The sequence below is a fragment of the Devosia equisanguinis genome, assembly GCF_900631955.1.
Classification (GTDB): domain Bacteria; phylum Pseudomonadota; class Alphaproteobacteria; order Rhizobiales; family Devosiaceae; genus Devosia; species Devosia equisanguinis.
In genome coordinates, this window is the sequence record NZ_UZWD01000017.1 from 90,988 (window position 1) to 107,190 (window position 16,203).

Sequence of the window (16,203 nt, forward strand, 5' to 3'; positions counted from 1 at the left end):
CAGGCTCAGTAGCTCTTCTCCGGCAGCGGGATGAACTCGGTCTCGTCCGGCACCGGCCCGAAGCGCGCCTGTTTCCAATCTTCCTTGGCCTGTTCGATCCGCTCCTGGCTCGACGAAACGAAATTCCACCAGATATAGCGCGGCCCTTCAAGCGCCGTGCCGCCCAGGAACATCATCCGCGCCGGGCTGGTCGCCGTCACCGTGATGGCGTCACCCGGCCGGAACACCAGCAGTCGCGGCCCCTCGAACACATCGCCGGCAATCTGCACAGCACCGCTGACCAGATAGATCGCCCGCTCCTCATAGTCGTTGTCGAGAGGCGCGCTCATGCCGGCGCCCAGCTGCACCTCGACATAGAACCAGTCCGACACCGTCTTGACCGGCGCCGCCTTGCCAAAGGCCTTTCCGGCGATCACCCGCGCAGTGAGCCCGCCATCGGTGATCGAGGGCAGCGCGTCGGCAGAAAAATGCTGGAAACTAGGGTCGATTTCCTCCTGCCCCGCGGGTAGGGCGATCCAGCTTTGCAGCCCCAGTAAACTATGCCCGTCCGCGCGCTCCACCTCCGGCGTGCGCTCCGAATGGGCAATGCCGCGTCCCGCCGTCATCAGGTTCATGGCGCCGGGGCGAATGTCCTGGATATTGCCCTCGCTGTCGCGATGGGTGATCTTGCCATCGAACAGATAGCTCACCGTCGCCAGTCCGATATGAGGATGCGGCTTGACGTCCATGCCCTGGCCCGCCAGGAACTGCACCGGCCCGAAATGATCGAAAAAGATAAACGGGCCAACCATTTGCCGCTTGCCATGCGGCAGCGCCCGCCGCACCGGAAAGCCCCCACCGAGATCGCGCGTCCGCGGCACCACCACCAGTTCCAGCGCGTCGCAGCTCTGCCTGTCTCCGGCAATCGGGTCGTAGTCGGGCAACCAGGTCATCGGCCTCTCCTTCAGCCCAATCCTGCCGCCAACCCGACACCCTTGTCGACCCGGCACAGCCATGTGCCCTGGTTGGTTACGCAGATGCTGCCATTACCCATGAGCGGCGGCGCTATCCCTGCACCCGCCAGGCATCGAAGCTGCCGCCGGCGATCATGGCCCAGTAGAGTTTGCCGGAGCCGGTGCGGGCGGTGGCGAGGCCGAACTCGATGAATTTGGGCGAGAGCAGGGTGTTGCGATGGCCCTGCGAGGCGAGCCAGCCTTCGATGACGTCAGGCAGGGTCTTGTAGCCCTTGGCGACGTTTTCGCCGACCGCTCCGAGATAGCCGGCTTCGGTGACGCGCTGGCGCAAGGTGACGCCGAGATCGTGGCTGAGCGTATCCTTGCTGGCCATCAGCCGGGCCTGCGAGCGGGCCGCGGTTTCGAGCCGCGGATTATAGCTCCAGGCCGGCGCGCCATTGGCCTTGCGCACCGCATTGATGGCGGCAACGATCTGCTCGCGCGTCAGGTCCTCGGGGCGATTGGAGGTGCTGGCAGGCAGCGGCGGAATGGTGGCCGAGCAGGCCGATAGCAGCGCGGCGGCGCCCAGAACGAGGACGGCGCGGCGCGAAAACTGGGTCATGACAACGGTCCGAAAGCAGGATCAGGCCTGGTCATAGGCACTGAGCAGATTGGGAAGCACCGCCAGATCGCCGATGATCGAATTGCCATCTGCCAGATCCCAGCAGGCCGAGAGGCCGGAATGGGCCGCGGCAAAACCAAGCAGGCGCTTGCGGTTGAGGCCGAGCCGGGCCGAAAAGGTATCGGCCATGGCCTTGATGCGGCGCGGGTCGGCATAAAGCGTGGGCGAGCCCTGGGGATTGCGGAAGGCATTGGCCAGTTCGTAATGCGGATCGCCGAACAGGCCCTTGGGATCGATGGCCAGCCAGCCGCGATCGGAGGAGAGGATATTGTCGTGATGCAGATCGCCATGCAGCGGCAGTTCGGCGGTCGGCTTGTCGAAGAGTTTGAGAGCGATGCCGGCGGCGCGGGCATAGAGATCGCGGGCCGTGTGCGGCCAGGCGCGCACATCGGTGTCGAACAAGGCCTCGAAACGCTGGCGCAGCGGCATCAGCCCGTCGGGGCGATCCGGCCGTGGACGATGCAGATTGGCGACCACGGTGGCAAAGGCATTGGTGGCCTCGTCGTCGCGGCCATTGCGCGAGGGATCGCCCAAAGTGCCGCCATCGATCCATTCCATGAAAATGGTGTCACCATGAATGTCGAAGACGGTGGCGGCGCCATCCCCCTCATACCATTGCAAAAGACGCGCCCCGCGCCCCTCTTCGGCCGAGACCGATGGCTTGAGAATTTTCAGCGCCCCGGAACTACGGCTGCCCTGCTCGACCCGAAAGATCCAGCTGCGCGGCGTTTCGGCCACCGGGGTCGATTTGGTAAGCGACCAGCGGATCATGGCGCGGCTCAGCGCGGTTTCGGCAGGGGACTGATTCATCATGATGCCATTAAAGCAGAAGCCGAGGGCGGATTCGACCGGTGGCGGCAAAAGATGATGGAAATGCGGCGGGCGTGCTGATTAGGAAGGCAGGGTCACCGCATATGGGTTTGAGCCTGCTGCACACCCCCTCCCAACCTCCCCCTGAAGAAGGGGGAGGAGCCGCATCGCGTCCTGGGCAAAAGTCAGCCAAAAGCACCGGCCGTCGTCCTCTCCCTTGCGGGGAGGGCTGGGGTGGGCGGATGAGAGCCCGTTGGGAATGGGCCATCTGCGAGAGCCCTATCCGCAAGGCAGAGCGCCCGCAGGGGCTCCAGTCCAATAGCCGGAGTCCGAAACCCTACCCGATCTTGTAGGCGTCCTTGGCCGACTGGTAGCTCAGATGTTTGGCCAGATCTTCGGCCGTGGCGCGGGTGAGGCGATTTTCGGCGACCCAGGTGCCGAGGAAATGGCAGACTTCGCGGCGCCACACATCGTGGCGGGCGGGGATGGAGAGCAGCGCCCTTGTATCGTCGTTGAAGCCGGCGAGATTGTAGAAGCCGGCGGTTTCGACCACCTGGTCGAGATAGCGGCGAATGCCCTGGGGGCTGTCGTGGAACCACCAGGGCGGCCCGATCATCAGCGAAGGCCAATAGCCCGCCATTGGCGCCAGTTCCCGCGCATAGGTCGTCTCGTCGAGCACGAACATCAGGATGCGCAGATTGGGCTCGTTGCCACAGCGGCCGAGCAGGGCCCGCAGCCCGCCGACATAGTCTGTCGGGCCCGGAATATCTGCGCCCAGATCCGGCCCGCGTTCAGCGAACAGCAGCGGATCGGTGTTGCGGCGCGAGCCGGCATGGATCTGCATGACCATGCCATCCTCGACCGAAAGCAGCGCCATCTCCGTCAGCATCTGCGCGCGGAACAATTCGGCGTCCTGGGCGTCATGCCGACCGGCCAGCACCTTGTCGAGCAGCGCCTGCTTCTCAACCAGAGGCAGGTCGGCGGTATTGGCCGTCGGCACGCCATGGTCAGTCGCCACTGCGCCAAAACGGCGGAAGGTCTCGCGCCGCTTGCGGTGGGCATTGATGAGGCCGTCCCATTTGGAAATGTCTTCGCCGGTCAGCTCGCCGAATTTTTTCAGATTGTCGACAATGGCCGGGCGGCTGGGATCGGTGACATCGTCGGGGCGATAGGTGGTGCGCACCCGGCCGATATAGTTGTCACCCTCCATTTTCTGGTGATGGGTGAGCGGATCGAGCGCGAATTCGGTGGTGGCGATCACCTCGACATTGAAGCGATCGAGAATGGCGCGCGGCAACAGCTCCGGCGTGCCCAGGCGCGAGTCGATGGCGTCATAGATGGTGTCGGCGGTCTTGCCCGACAATTCCTCGGCAATGCCGAAGACGGCCTGGAGGGAATGATCGACCCAGGTTTTCGACGGCGTGCCGGCAAAGAGGTGATAATTGTCGGCAAAGAGCCGCCAGGCCTTGCGCCCATCTGTCTCCACCGGCCCGCCGTCCTTGCGCGCAATCCCCAGCGTATCATAGGAAATGCCGCGGCTTTTCAGCATGCGCAGCACATAATGGTCCGGCGTCAGGAACAGTGCCGCGGGGCTGGCAAAGCGGCCATTGTCGGCAAACCAGGCCGGGTCGGTATGGCCGTGGGGGCTGACAATCGGCAGGTCCTTGACCGCCGGATAAAGGTCGCGCGCAATGGAGCGGGCCGGCTCGGAGGCGGGGAACAGGCGGTCGGGATGGAGATGGGCTGGCTGGGTCATGGGCCGGTTGTGCCACGATCCGGGGCCGGTTTCAACATCTACCATACAAGATGCCGATGCGCGGCATTTAAAACAAATTAACGCCGTTTGCAGGCGTGAGTTCGTCCCTGCGCCAAGCGGGGTTAGCCTCGGGCGCAGAGGGTGAGAAACGGCTGAGCAAGGCGGCTGCCCATTCAATGCGACGGTTCCGGGGTGAACCGTTGCTGTGGAGGGCGACATGGCCAATATCGACTTTCGCGACATCGGAACCGACATCGACGCCATGCGGCGCCGGGCCCGACATGCCGGGCATGTGCGGCGGGCGCAGGCCATGCTGGTTGCCGCCGGGCTTGCCACCTGCGGCGTGGTGGCGGTGGCAGCGGTGCTCCTGACCAACGTCATCTAGATCATTTCAGCCTGAGGCGGACTCTAGGCAGTTTCGCCTCCCTCCCCCTTGAGGGGAGGGAATGAGGGAGGGGGTCCATCAGCGGGTCATCCAAAGACCCCCACCCCGGCCCTCCCCCCAAGGGGGAGGGAACGATGGAGCCGCATCAGTCAGAAGGTGAAACGGGCTAATCATTGCCGCAAAAGCGGTTTCCAGCCCGGCATCGTGTGACTACTATCCCGGCCGGGGAGGACCGATTGCGCATGCGCATTCTGCTGGTCGAGGACAATGAGGATCTGGGCGAGGCGATCGAAAAGCGCCTGCGCAATGCCGGCCATTCGGTGGAATGGGTGCGCGACGGCGCCGATGTGGTGCCCACCGCCGAGGCCGATCTGTTCGACGCGGTGGCGCTCGATCTCATGCTGCCCAATCGCGACGGCATCGGATTGATCGCCGAATTGCGCAAGCGCAAATTCAATGCGCCGATCCTGGTCATCACCGCCCGTTCGGAGATCGACGACAAGGTGAGCTTGCTCGATCTGGGTGCCGACGACTACCTCGTCAAACCCTTCGATCTGCGCGAGCTCGAGGCGCGCTTGCGGGCCTTGTTGCGGCGGACCGGCGGGCAGGCGTCGAGCACGCTGAGCGCCGGCAATCTCGAACTCGACCTGGCCGGGCTCAATGCGTCGGTCAATGGCAAGGCGTTGGAGCTGGGGCGGCGCGAATTCCGGCTGCTGGAGATTCTCGCCACCAATGCCGGCAAGGTGGTTGCCAAAGAGCGGCTGATGAACCAGCTGTTCAATTTCGACGAAGCCGTCTCGGTCAATGCGCTTGAATTGCATATTTCGCGCCTCCGCAAGAAGCTCGAGGCCGCCAATGTCGAAATCGGCACGGTGCGCGGCGTCGGCTATGTGATGCGGGTGGGCGCCTAGTTGGCTGCCGGCACGGCTTCGCAAAAGTCGTTTTCCATCCGCCGCCGCATCTTCGCGCTGGCGGTGGCGCTGCTGCTGCTGGCCGCGGTGGTGCTCATCGTCTTTATCCGCGATTATGCCGAGCGCGCCTCTGATCGTGCCTTCGACCGCTTGCTGGCCGCCTCGGCGCTGACCATTGCCGGTGCGGTGCAGGTGGAAAATGAGGCGGTGGTGGTCGAAATCCCCTTCGCCGCCTTTGCCATGTTTTCGGGGCAGGACCGGGTGTTCTACGCCGTCGAGGACCCCGATGCGCGCACGGTGACAGGCTATGAGGACCTGGCCATGCAGATGCCCGAGACGGTGTCGGCCGAGCCGCGCTTTACCGATGTGGACTATCGGGGCGAGGTGGTGCGGGTGGCCAGTGTCGGCCGGCTGATCTCGACGGCGAGCGATACCGGCTGGGTCACCATCCACGTGGCCGAAACCCAGAAGCAGCGCGAGGCGCTGAGCGCCGAAATTCTCTCCAATGCAGTGCTGCCGGTGATTGCGCTGACGCTTCTGGCGGTGGGGCTGGTCTGGACCGGCATTTCGCGCATGTTCGCGCCGCTGACCGAACTGGAACACGAATTGCGCGCCCGCGCGCCCGATGACCTCTCGCCCATCACCGTGCCGGTGCCCGCCGAGGTCGATCATCTGGTGGCGGCGCTCAATGGTTTCATGGCGCGGCTGCAAAAGGCCATGGAGCGGGTCAGCGGGCTGGTGGCCGAGGCGGCGCACGAAGTCCGGACCCCGCTGGCTTCGCTGCGGGCGCAGGCGGAAGTGGCCATGGACGAGGCCGATCCGGAGGCCCTGCGCCGCCGCGTCGGGCGTATCCATACCGGCGCGGTGCAGGCCAGCCAACTGGTCAGCCAGCTCTTGATGGAAGCCACGATTTCCCACCGCATGGAGAACCAGGAAACCGAGAGCATCAACCTCGCCGCCGTGATCGAGGAAGTGCGGCAAAGGCTCGACCCCGATCAGGCGGGACGGCTTGCTGTGGCCCTGACGCACGAGGCCGCAGAGGCGGTGTTGCGCGGCGACCGCGTGGCGCTGCGGGAAATGATGCGCAACGTGGTGGACAATGCGCTGGTCTATTCGGAGGGCGGGGTGGACATTTCAGGTCGGCTCGAAGGCGGCGCGCTCATTGTTGCGGTCAGCGACCGTGGACCGGGCATCGAGGAGGGCGAGAAGGCCAAGGTGCTAGAGCGCTTCCATCGCGGCAAGGCCGGCGGCGGCAAGGTGGGATCGGGGCTGGGCCTCTCCATCGTGGCGCGGGTGGTCGCGGCGCATAGGGGCAAGTTGACGCTCCGGGATCGCCCCGGTGGTGGGCTCGCGGTGGAGATGGAGTTTCCCTTGCCAAGACGCGCCGGGCTGGGCCTCGGCGCGTTGGTCGTGCTGGCGGCGGCGACAATGCTCGCTCTGCAGCCCACGCCGACGGAGGCCGCCACCACCCACTATCCCGCCCCCGACGGCTCGACCGCTCGCATACTCACCATTCTGGGTACCACCGATACCCCGCTCTTTGCCCACTTCATCGAGGGGTTTCAGGCGCAGCGGCCCGATGTCGGCGTCCTCTACGAGGAAACCGACTCGCTGCCGCTATTCGAGGGCTTCCTCGCGGACAGCCTGGGCATGACGCCGGACCTGCTGATCAGCTCCGCCTCCGATCTGCAGCTGAAACTGGCCAATGACGGCTATGCGCTGGCCTATGACAGTCCCTATCTCAGCGCCCTGCCGGATTGGGCGCATTGGCGCAACGAAGTGTTCGGCTTCACCTTCGAGCCGGCAGTGATCATCTATAATCCCGACCGCATTTCCGCTGCCGAAGTGCCGCGCACCCACCTGACGCTGGCCGAATTGCTGGAGAGCCAGACCGAGCGTTTTCGCGGGCAGATCGCCACCTATGACATCGCCCTTTCGGGCGTCGGCTATCTGCTGGCGGCGCAGGACCAGACGATTTCCTCGACCTTCTGGCGCCTCGCCAATGCCTTCGGGCGCGTCAATGCGCAATTCTCGGGATCGAGCCCGGCCATTCTCAACGGGGTTGCCGATGGCTCGCTGGCGCTGGGCTACAACGTGCTCGGCTCCTATGCCTTCGCCCGGCAGGCCGAGGGTGCGCGCATCGAAATCGTCGTACCCGACGACTATGTGTTGGTGCTGACCCGCGCCATGCTGATCCCGCGCAGCGCCACCCAGCCCGATCTGAGCCGCGCCTTCGTCGATTTCGCGCTTTCCCCTGCCGGCCAGGCTATTGCCGCCGGTCCGACGGCGCTGGGATCGGTGGTGCCGGAGGGAAGCGGGGAATGGACCAGCGAAGCCATCGCGGCGCGCGGGCGCGGCGTTATCCAGCCCATCCCCTTGGGACCGGGCCTGCTGGTGGCGCTCGACACCCTGCGCCGGCAGCGCTTCCTCGACACCTGGCAGGAAATCGTCTCGCCCAAGCCTTAGGAGCAGATCGTGGAGATTATCCGCAGCGGAGAATGCGGCAACTCGCCGAAAAACGCCTTCGTCGAGGCGTTCATCATCGCCCTTATCGGCGGCAAGGTCCCGCCCGAAATGCTCAGCGATGATGCCGACTTGCCGTCGTCGCCCTGGAGCACAGCCAGTGCGCTGCGCATCAGCCACGCCATCAGTCACGGACGTGTCGGCGCCGGTAATGGCGTGGTGACGGAAGGCGGCAAGACGCTGGGCTTCGCGGTGGTCTTGGAATTTGCCAACACCAAGGGCGATCGCGTGCGCTCGGCCCGCCTCTATCGTGACGGCTAGAGGCCTCCACCTCAGCCATTTGTGCATATCTGGTGCCCCACGCCGATGATGCTTCCGCCAGCCCAATGCGACTTTTAAGGCATCTCTGCCCGACAAGGGGCCATCGCCATGCGCGAAGCTCTTCCCCTGGTGCATAGCTGCGCTGAGCAATCCGCCTCTACCGCCCGGCGGCATATGGGACCATCTAGGGGTCATGGAAGCGGCCCGGGATCATCCGGGCCCGGAAAGAGGACCTGATCATGAACGCCCCCCGCAAGAACAAGTTCTTTGCGACGCTCGACACTTTCGTCACCGTATTCGGCAGCGCAGCTGCTGTGTCGGCGGCAGTTGAAGCCGGCCGGGCGCCCAAGGCCAAGCACCTCACCAATCTGGGCATCGACCCCACCGCTTTCCGCTCCATCGGCCATTGACGAGCGCTTGGCGGCGCTCCTCCCTCAGCCGCCTTGTGGTACCATAGGCCGATACAAAGAAGCCCGGACGCGCGTTTCCCTCCCGCGCCTCCGGGCTTTTTTCTTGCCCGGCGCCAGCAACGCGTCCAAGACATATTAGTGGCTAGTCTTGGGTGCGCATAAACACTCTGTTTAGCTCAAAATCGTTTTGTGCCCGGCGATCGTCAGTCTTGCCGGGCCAACGCCCAGCCGAACGAAGAAACCAACCCTCTGTTTACCGCGCTCTGCGACGGTTTTTCGGCGTTCATGGGGACCGCTATGGCCAAAGGCGAGACCGAATTCCTGTTGCGACTTCAGACCGCGGTGCTGGAAGCGGTGGCGCGCGGCGAAACACTTGCGAGCATCGGCGACGAGATCTGTCGCGGCGTCGAGGCGAGTTCGGAGGGCATTGTCTGCTCCATCCTGCTGGTCGATGAAAATGGCGCGCTACGGCCATTATCGGCGCCGAGCCTGCCCGACTATTACTGCAGGGCCATCGACGGCATCCTGGCCGGGCCCGCGGCGGGCTCTTGCGGCACGGCGGCCTATCGCAAGGAGCCGGTGCTGGTCACCGATATCGAAACCGACCCGCTCTGGCACAGCTACAAATCCCTGCCGCTCGACCTGGGCCTGCGTGCCTGCTGGTCCTCGCCGATCTGTGACAAGAACGGGGTGGTGGTCGCCACCTTTGCCTTCTACTACCGCTGCGCGCGCGGCCCCACCGCCTTCGAGGCCAGCATGGTGGAGACCTGTGTGCATCTATGCGCATTGGCCATCGAGCATGAGCGGGTGCGGGCCCGCAATCATCGCCTGGCCTATTACGATGCGCTGACAGGCCTGCCCAATCGCGGCCGCTTCAACGAAGTGCTGGCCGACCGCGTCGCCCTGGGCGCGCCCTTTGGCCTTATCCTCCTCGATATCGACCATCTCAAGCTGGTCAATGACAGCATCGGCCACGCTGCCGGCGATGCGCTGATCCGCGCTGTCGCCACCCGCCTTTCCACCTATGGCAATGGGGTCATGCCGTGCCGGCTGGGCGGCGACGAGATGGCCGTCATTGTCACCGACTGCACCGATCACAGCTGCCTCGAGCGGGTGGCTCATGGCCTGCTGCACGCGACACATGGCATGGTCAGCATCGGCGACCAGAGCGTGGAGGCCCACGTCACCATGGGCGGCGCGCTGTTCGGCGCCGATGGTCATGACGCCGACACGCTGTGCCAGAATGCCGACTTCGCGCTTTATCACGCCAAACAGACCCATCGCGGCAGCTATATGGGTTTCCGTCCCGATCTGCGCATCGATATGGTGCAGCGCATCGGATTGATCCGGCAGGTGGATTCCGCCCTCAATGATGGCCGGATCATTCCCCATTACCAGCCGATCGTGCGGTTGGAGACGTCCGAGATCGTCGGTATCGAAGCCCTGGCGCGGCTGGCCATGCCCGATGGCCGGCTGGCCAGTGCCGGCGAATTCCATACCGCCATGGAAGACCCACGCATCGCCTATGAGCTGACCGGCACGATGCTCGAACAGGTGGCCCGTGATATCCGGGGCTGGCTCGACGCCGACATCCCGGTGCAGCATGTGGGCGTCAACGTCACCACCGGCGATTTCCAGCGCGGCAACCTCTCCGAGCGCGTCTCGCGCATTTTCGCCAAAGCCGGCGTGCCGCTGCACCACGTCATCCTCGAGGTCAACGAATCGGTATTCATGGGCGGCAATGATCGCGCCGTGCCGCATGCGGTGGAATCACTGCGCGACAAGGGCATTCTGGTGGCGCTGGACGATTTCGGGACCGGTTTCGCCTCGCTCACCCATCTGCTCAGCTTCCCAGTCGACATCATCAAGATCGACAAATCCTTCGTCGGCCGCCTGGGCGAGGACCGCCCCGCCGAAGTCGTGGTCAGCGCCATTCTCGATATCGCCCGCAAGCTCGACATGCGCGTGGTTGCCGAGGGCATCGAGAGCATGGCGCAGGCCGAGTTCCTGCGCCAGGAAGGCTGCAAACTGGGTCAGGGCTATCTGTTTTCACGCCCGGTTCCAGTGGCCGATGCCACCAAGCTCTTGCGCAATTTCGCCCAATCCATCGGCGGCGGTAAAACCACCAGCGCCGCCGGCCCGCGTTTTGCGCCGGCGCGCTAGTGGCTTGTTACGCCGTAGCCCGGCACGGACCGGTGCTTGGTGACAGGACGGTGACAGGCTAGCCCATTAATCTTCCCTTTACGGACGCAACGACGTTCGCCTTGTTTCTGGGAGGATCTATGAACAAGCTGCTTCTCGCGGCGCTGGTTTCCGGTGCCATGTCTGTCTCCGCTTTTGCGGGCGATTACACCATTCTGGCGCCGGCCGGTCCCGGCGGCGGCTGGGACCAGACCGCCCGCACCATGCAGGAAGCCCTGACTGCCGAAGGCATTTCCGGCAATGTGCAGGTCACCAACGTGCCCGGCGCCGGTGGCACCATTGGCCTCGCCCAATTCGCCACGCAGGAAAATGGCAATCCCAACGCCCTGATCGTCGGCGGTTATGTGATGGTCGGCGCCATCCTCACCAATATGTCGCCGGTGACGCTGGCCGACGTCACCCCGATTGCCCGCCTCACCGGTGAAGCCGTCGCCATCGTGGTGCCATCCGCTTCGGACATCCAGGATCTTGCCGGCCTCATCGCCAAGCTCAAGGAAAATACCGGTGCCGTAGCCTGGGCCGGTGGTTCGGCTGGTGGCGTCGACCACATCACCGCCGGCCTCATCGCCAAGACCATCGGCGTCGACCCCACCCAGGTCAACTACATCGCCTATTCGGGCGGTGGCGAAGCGCTTGCCGCCATTCTCGGCGGCCAGGTGACCGTGGGAATCTCTGGCATTTCCGAGTTCGCCAGCCAGATCGAAGCCAGTGAACTGCGCCTGCTCGCCGTGTCGTCCGAAGAGCGCGTGCCGGGCATCGATGGTCCAACCCTCAAGGAAGCCGGTGTCGATCTCGCCGTCCAGAACTGGCGCATGGTCGCCGCTGCCCCCGGCATCACCGCCGAGCAGAAGGCCGCCATCTCCGCCGACATCGAAAAGATGGTCAGCTCGGCCTCCTGGAAGTCGGCGCTCGAAGCCAAGGGCTGGGTCGATACCTATCTCGCCGGCGACGCCTTCGACACCCAGCTGGCAGCCGATATCGCTGCCACCGAGACCATCCTGAAAGACATTGGCCTGGTCCAATGACAACAGGCTCCTCCAGCCCGCAGCGCCGCCCCGATGGGGCGGCGCTGGTGATTGCGGCCATTCTGGCCGGCATCGCCATCGTCATTTTCTGGCAGACCAGCCTCATGCGCGTGCCACCGGTGCAACAGCGCGTTGGCCCCACCGTCTTTCCCTATATCGTGGCTTCGGGGCTGCTGCTCCTCGCCGTGGGCACGGTGTTTTCAGCCTTCCGCAACGGTTTCCCCGAGCGCTCCAAGGATGATTACGGCCCCATTTTCTGGGTCGTGGGCGGCCTTGTCGGGCAAATCCTGCTGCTCTCCACCGCCGGCTTTTCCATTGCCACCGGCGTGCTCTTCGCCTGCACCGCCAAGGCTTTCGGCCGCGGCCCGCTCTGGCAGACCATTCCGATCGGCGCCGTCTTCGCCTTCGTCGTCTGGTTCATCTTCGCCAAGGGCCTGCAATTGTCGCTGCCCGTGGGCGTGCTCGAGCGTCTCCTGACCACCGGGAGTTTCGTCTGATGAACACCTTTGAACTGCTCGCCCAGGGGCTCGTCGCGGCCCTGCAGTGGCAGAACCTCATCTACGCGCTGATTGGCGTCACCCTGGGCACCGCCGTAGGCGTCCTGCCCGGCATCGGCCCGGCGCTCACGGTCGCGCTGCTGCTGCCCGTCACCTACAAGCTCGACCCCGCCGGCTCGCTGATCATGTTCGCGGGCATCTATTATGGCGGCATGTATGGCGGCTCGACCACCTCCATCCTGCTCAATACCCCGGGGGAAAGCGCCTCGATCGTCACCGCGCTCGAAGGCAACAAGATGGCCCGCAAGGGCAGGGGCGGTCCGGCTCTGGCCACCGCCGCCATCGGCTCCTTCGTCGCCGGCCTCATCGCCACGCTGGGCCTCGCCTTCATCGCGCCCTTCGTGGTCAAGTTCGCGCTGTCCTTCGGCCCTGCCGACTATTTCGCGCTGATGGTGCTGGCTTTCGTCACCGTCTCGGCTGCCTTTGGCGACAGCGCCCTGCGCGGGCTCACCGCACTCTTCATTGGCCTGGGCCTCGGCCTCATCGGCATCGACCTGCAGACCGGGCAGACCCGCCTCGCCTTCGGCGTCATGGATCTGCTCGACGGCATCGAGGTCACGACGCTGGCCGTGGCGCTGTTCGCCATCGGCGAAACCCTCAAGACCTCCTCGGATCGCGAACAGGTCGCAGCCCAGGTCATGGCCGTCAAGGGCTCGGTCTGGATGACGGTCGAGGACTGGAAGCGGAGCTGGGCCTCCTGGCTGCGCGGCACCTTTATTGGCTTCCCCATCGGCGCCATGCCGGCCGGCGGTGCCGATGTGGCCAGCTTCCTCTCCTACAGCGCCGAAAAGAGCTTCGCGAAGAATCCCGAAGAGTTCGGCCATGGCGCCATCGAGGGCGTTGCCGGGCCTGAAGCGGCCAACAACGCCTCCGCCGCTGGCACGCTGGTGCCGCTCCTCACCCTGGGCCTGCCGACCACCGCCACAGCCGCCATCATGCTGGCCGGCTTCCAGCAATTCGGCCTGCAGCCCGGCCCGCTATTGTTTGCCAACAATGCCAGCCTGGTCTGGGCGCTGATCGCCAGCCTGCTGGTGGCCAATTTCATGTTGCTGGTGCTCAACCTGCCGCTGATCGGCCTCTGGGTAAAGCTGCTGACCATCCCGAAACCCTGGCTCTATGCCGGAATCCTGGTCTTTGCCACGCTCGGCACGCTGGGGGCCAATGGCGCCATGTCCATGGGCATCGGACCGGTGCGCATTTCCTTCGAGCTGGTACTGCTGCTCGCCTTCGGCATCCTCGGCTATCTGCTCCGCCGCTTCGGCTACCCCATTGCTCCGGTGGTGGTCGGGCTGATCCTCGGCCCCATGGCCGAGCAGCAATTGCGCCGGGCGCTGGCCATCAGCCAAGGCGAGCTGGGCATTTTGGTTTCCTCGCCCATCTCGATCACCCTCTACATCGTCGCCATCATCGCCGTCGGCCTGCCCTTCATCATGCGGATGCGCGGCAAGGGCCAGGTGCTCGGCCAATTGGCGACGGACGAAGACTGATCAGGCCGGCGGCATGCGCAGAGTGTGCCGCCGCCAACACCTTGCTCCGCTTCCCCTCCGGGAGGAACCGAGCGCCACCCACCGCATTGATCCTCTGAACACCCGCAAAACGGAGGATGCAAAATGGTGGCGCAGCGCGAAACCGAAGCGGCCAAGGTCGATTTTCTCGTCGACGAAAATGGCTCGCGGATCGATGTTCCCGATGATTCCGGCATTCGTGTCGCCGGCGAGCACGAAGCCAGCGTTGGCGGCACCGGCCCGACCAATTGGTGGCTTTATGGGCTCATCGCATTGGGGATCGTCATCGCTTTCCTCTTGGTCCTGCAGCTGTTCTCCGGCGCGCCGGGAACCGATGTGCAGCCGGGCACGCCCACATCGCAGCCGGTGACCGAGCAGATGGCGCCCGCATCCGGGCAATAAAAAACGCGGCCCCGAGGGACCGCGTTGATTTCGGAGCAAAGCAACCAGATCAGCCGCGGATCGGCGAAAGCTGGATTTCGACGCGACGGTTCTGGGCGCGACCGGCTTCGGTGCCGTTCGAGGCGATCGGGCTCGAAGAGCCCTTGCCCTCGATATAGAAGCGGCGCTGATCGATACCCTGGTTGGCGAGGATCGTGGCAACCGACACGGCGCGACGCTGGCTGAGCGCCAGATTGTGCTCGTTGCCGCCGGTGGAATCGGTGTGGCCATACACGTCGACAATGGTCTTGTTGTACTTCTTGAGCACTAGGCCAACCGAGACCAGGGTCTGGTTGAACTGCGGCTGCACCGTCGACTGGTCGGTGGCGAAAGTGATGTTGGATGGCATGTTGAGGATGATCTGGTCGCCCACGCGGGTCACCGACACGCCGGTGCCCTGCAGCTGCGCGCGCAGTTCGGCTTCCTGCTGGTCCATGTAATTGCCGATCGCAGCGCCCGTCAGGCCGCCGACACCGGCGCCAATCAGTGCGCCGACGCGCGGATCACCACCCACGGCCGCGCCGACAATGGCGCCGGCCACGGCACCGCCGCCCGCACCCAGCAGGCCGCCGCCGGCCGTGTTGGAAAGCTGGCTCTGGCCGGTATAAGGATTGGTGGTGGTACAGGCGCTCAGCGCCAGGGTCGCCGCAAGGGCGACGATAACCTTCGACTTCATATGTATCCCCCTGAAGGATTCGCGAATGGAGTGGCGTCTACCTGCCCCTTCATTAAGGCAGGAGCGTGGTAAGCGGAAGGTGATGAATGGAGGATGAACGGGGGGGGGAGTGATAGGCGAGCTTCCGCGAACGGACTGCCGATGGTGGACTCCGAAAGTGTAAGATGCTGGGGGGCTCCTCGATCGTCGCTGCAGTGGGCACTCATGTTGTGTCGATGGAATAGGCGCGAAAAACGCGCAAGGTTACGTAGCCCAGTTCTCTCCTACGTTCGCGAAATGTATGTTGACGGGGTTACTTTGTTCGTCCCATTCCAATGTTAGGTCGCCGCTATAACCTAGGATCTTCACGCAGAAGCGCGTCTCGCGTTTTTTTCTCTTTTGAAATACGTCATTGTATGTGGCTGCTCCCCAAATGCATAACACCGATCCCAAGTGACCGGAGCGCATTATGTCGTCAGGGGAGAGCATGATTGGGGACATCTCGATCTGTCCCCCCTGCCTAATGGTCGTAGGTTGATATGTAGCTTTAATAGACCAGTCGGGGAGTTCTTCAACCGGTAGCCAACTGCTTGCATACCAGAGATTAACATTAAGAGCAGGGGTAACGCCGGTATTTATCCAGCGAGGAAAAATGCCCCAGCATTCAGTCTCTGTCGATGGGCGGGGTTTAGTGAACGAAAGCCACTTCATTCCATCAAAGTGGATATAGGCCCTGTCTTTATGCAACTGTTGCTGACTAATTCTTAGTTGGGCAGCGACAAATATTAGGCCAGCCGCAGTTGCCACAGCGCCAATTGCTGAAATAACGGCGGATATAGAAGCCCAATGGGCCTGCGCCTGGTAAACGCGTATCGTGGCTTCGGCGCTTTCACGGCGATAGGCTTCACTATCGGCGTTCGCAATGCTGCTCAGAACACGCGTGTTCTGAGAAAGATCCAATTGTGTTGTGGCTGCCACAGCACAGATGGATAGGAGTAATAGTCCAAAAAAAATTAAAAGAATAAAGTCGTTTCGTTGCAATGCTGCTTGCCTTTTAGCACATTTGAAAACGGAATTTATTTTCCGATCTAGTTCTTGAGTGGTCGCTCACAGTGGCTAGGCCAGCTTTGTCATTCGCAACTATCCCA

At 63.8% G+C, this 16,203-nt stretch carries 16 protein-coding genes; 10 read left to right on the top strand and 6 right to left on the bottom strand.

Going from position 1 to position 16,203, the window contains the following annotated elements; genetic code table 11:
- Nucleotides 1–5: 5 nt before the first annotated feature.
- The 4 genes from DEVEQU_RS05420 to uxaC form a co-directional block, all read right to left on the bottom strand.
- On the bottom strand, nt 6–932 hold the full coding sequence (locus tag DEVEQU_RS05420) for a pirin family protein (RefSeq protein ID WP_126149558.1): 927 nt from the start codon (nt 930–932) through the stop codon (nt 6–8).
- A gap of 112 nt (nt 933–1,044) precedes the next feature.
- Complete coding sequence (locus tag DEVEQU_RS05425) at nt 1,045–1,554, bottom strand: CAP domain-containing protein (protein WP_126149559.1); 510 nt, start codon at nt 1,552–1,554, stop codon at nt 1,045–1,047.
- Nucleotides 1,555–1,575: 21 nt separating this feature from the next.
- Entirely contained in the window at nt 1,576–2,427 is an 852-nt protein-coding gene (locus DEVEQU_RS05430) for an aminoglycoside phosphotransferase family protein (RefSeq protein ID WP_126149560.1), read from the bottom strand.
- 334 nt (nt 2,428–2,761) lie between these two features.
- Nucleotides 2,762–4,180, bottom strand: a complete 1,419-nt coding sequence (uxaC, locus tag DEVEQU_RS05435; RefSeq protein ID WP_126149561.1) for a glucuronate isomerase — start codon at nt 4,178–4,180, stop codon at nt 2,762–2,764.
- A gap of 217 nt (nt 4,181–4,397) precedes the next feature.
- On the opposite strand from uxaC, the gene DEVEQU_RS19835 reads away from it, so the two are divergent.
- The 10 genes from DEVEQU_RS19835 (at nt 4,398) to DEVEQU_RS05475 (ending at nt 14,361) form a co-directional block, all read left to right on the top strand.
- The gene (locus DEVEQU_RS19835) at nt 4,398–4,565 is read left to right on the top strand and encodes a hypothetical protein (protein ID WP_164550264.1); all 168 of its coding nucleotides are present in this window, start codon (nt 4,398–4,400) and stop codon (nt 4,563–4,565) included.
- 242 nt (nt 4,566–4,807) lie between these two features.
- The gene (locus DEVEQU_RS05440; RefSeq protein WP_126149579.1) at nt 4,808–5,476 is read left to right on the top strand and encodes a response regulator transcription factor; all 669 of its coding nucleotides are present in this window, start codon (nt 4,808–4,810) and stop codon (nt 5,474–5,476) included.
- Nucleotides 5,477–7,942 (top strand): sensor histidine kinase, encoded by a 2,466-nt coding sequence (locus DEVEQU_RS05445; RefSeq protein ID WP_126149562.1) that lies wholly within the window; start codon nt 5,477–5,479, stop codon nt 7,940–7,942. It abuts the gene before it with no gap.
- Nucleotides 7,943–7,951: 9 nt separating this feature from the next.
- Complete coding sequence (locus DEVEQU_RS05450) at nt 7,952–8,260, top strand: hypothetical protein (RefSeq protein WP_126149563.1); 309 nt, start codon at nt 7,952–7,954, stop codon at nt 8,258–8,260.
- 239 nt (nt 8,261–8,499) lie between these two features.
- Entirely contained in the window at nt 8,500–8,670 is a 171-nt protein-coding gene (locus DEVEQU_RS19840) for a hypothetical protein (RefSeq protein ID WP_164550265.1), read from the top strand.
- A gap of 297 nt (nt 8,671–8,967) precedes the next feature.
- Complete coding sequence (locus tag DEVEQU_RS05455) at nt 8,968–10,833, top strand: bifunctional diguanylate cyclase/phosphodiesterase (RefSeq protein ID WP_164550266.1); 1,866 nt, start codon at nt 8,968–8,970, stop codon at nt 10,831–10,833.
- 119 nt (nt 10,834–10,952) lie between these two features.
- Complete coding sequence (locus DEVEQU_RS05460) at nt 10,953–11,897, top strand: Bug family tripartite tricarboxylate transporter substrate binding protein (protein ID WP_126149565.1); 945 nt, start codon at nt 10,953–10,955, stop codon at nt 11,895–11,897.
- Nucleotides 11,894–12,394, top strand: coding sequence for a tripartite tricarboxylate transporter TctB family protein (locus DEVEQU_RS05465; RefSeq protein ID WP_126149566.1), 501 nt, complete (start codon nt 11,894–11,896; stop codon nt 12,392–12,394). The genes DEVEQU_RS05460 and DEVEQU_RS05465 overlap by 4 nt, the downstream gene beginning before the upstream one ends.
- A complete protein-coding gene (locus DEVEQU_RS05470; RefSeq protein ID WP_126149567.1) occupies nt 12,394–13,941 on the top strand; it encodes a tripartite tricarboxylate transporter permease in 1,548 nt (515 codons plus the stop codon). Before DEVEQU_RS05465 ends, DEVEQU_RS05470 begins: the two co-directional genes overlap by 1 nt.
- A 123-nt stretch (nt 13,942–14,064) precedes the next feature.
- The gene (locus DEVEQU_RS05475; protein WP_126149568.1) at nt 14,065–14,361 is read left to right on the top strand and encodes a hypothetical protein; all 297 of its coding nucleotides are present in this window, start codon (nt 14,065–14,067) and stop codon (nt 14,359–14,361) included.
- Between the two features lie 49 nt (nt 14,362–14,410).
- Here DEVEQU_RS05475 and DEVEQU_RS05480 read toward each other — a convergent pair whose 3' ends face one another.
- Together DEVEQU_RS05480 and DEVEQU_RS05485 are read right to left on the bottom strand one after the other, a co-directional pair.
- Nucleotides 14,411–15,076, bottom strand: coding sequence for an OmpA family protein (locus tag DEVEQU_RS05480; RefSeq protein WP_126149569.1), 666 nt, complete (start codon nt 15,074–15,076; stop codon nt 14,411–14,413).
- A 243-nt stretch (nt 15,077–15,319) separates the two neighbouring features.
- The gene (locus DEVEQU_RS05485) at nt 15,320–16,096 is read right to left on the bottom strand and encodes a hypothetical protein (protein WP_126149570.1); all 777 of its coding nucleotides are present in this window, start codon (nt 16,094–16,096) and stop codon (nt 15,320–15,322) included.
- Nucleotides 16,097–16,203 lie beyond the last annotated feature (107 nt).

Coding starts and splice junctions, on each gene's coding strand:
- uxaC (WP_126149561.1), bottom strand. CDS start 4,180: ATGACCCAGCCAGCCCATCTCCATCCCGACCGCCTGTTCCCCGCCTCC.
- DEVEQU_RS05420 (WP_126149558.1), bottom strand. CDS start 932: ATGACCTGGTTGCCCGACTACGACCCGATTGCCGGAGACAGGCAGAGC.
- DEVEQU_RS05430 (WP_126149560.1), bottom strand. CDS start 2,427: ATGATGAATCAGTCCCCTGCCGAAACCGCGCTGAGCCGCGCCATGATC.
- DEVEQU_RS05455 (WP_164550266.1), top strand. CDS start 8,968: ATGGCCAAAGGCGAGACCGAATTCCTGTTGCGACTTCAGACCGCGGTG.
- DEVEQU_RS05470 (WP_126149567.1), top strand. CDS start 12,394: ATGAACACCTTTGAACTGCTCGCCCAGGGGCTCGTCGCGGCCCTGCAG.
- DEVEQU_RS05440 (WP_126149579.1), top strand. CDS start 4,808: ATGCGCATTCTGCTGGTCGAGGACAATGAGGATCTGGGCGAGGCGATC.
- DEVEQU_RS05460 (WP_126149565.1), top strand. CDS start 10,953: ATGAACAAGCTGCTTCTCGCGGCGCTGGTTTCCGGTGCCATGTCTGTC.
- DEVEQU_RS05475 (WP_126149568.1), top strand. CDS start 14,065: ATGGTGGCGCAGCGCGAAACCGAAGCGGCCAAGGTCGATTTTCTCGTC.
- DEVEQU_RS19835 (WP_164550264.1), top strand. CDS start 4,398: ATGGCCAATATCGACTTTCGCGACATCGGAACCGACATCGACGCCATG.
- DEVEQU_RS05425 (WP_126149559.1), bottom strand. CDS start 1,554: ATGACCCAGTTTTCGCGCCGCGCCGTCCTCGTTCTGGGCGCCGCCGCG.
- DEVEQU_RS19840 (WP_164550265.1), top strand. CDS start 8,500: ATGAACGCCCCCCGCAAGAACAAGTTCTTTGCGACGCTCGACACTTTC.
- DEVEQU_RS05465 (WP_126149566.1), top strand. CDS start 11,894: ATGACAACAGGCTCCTCCAGCCCGCAGCGCCGCCCCGATGGGGCGGCG.
- DEVEQU_RS05480 (WP_126149569.1), bottom strand. CDS start 15,076: ATGAAGTCGAAGGTTATCGTCGCCCTTGCGGCGACCCTGGCGCTGAGC.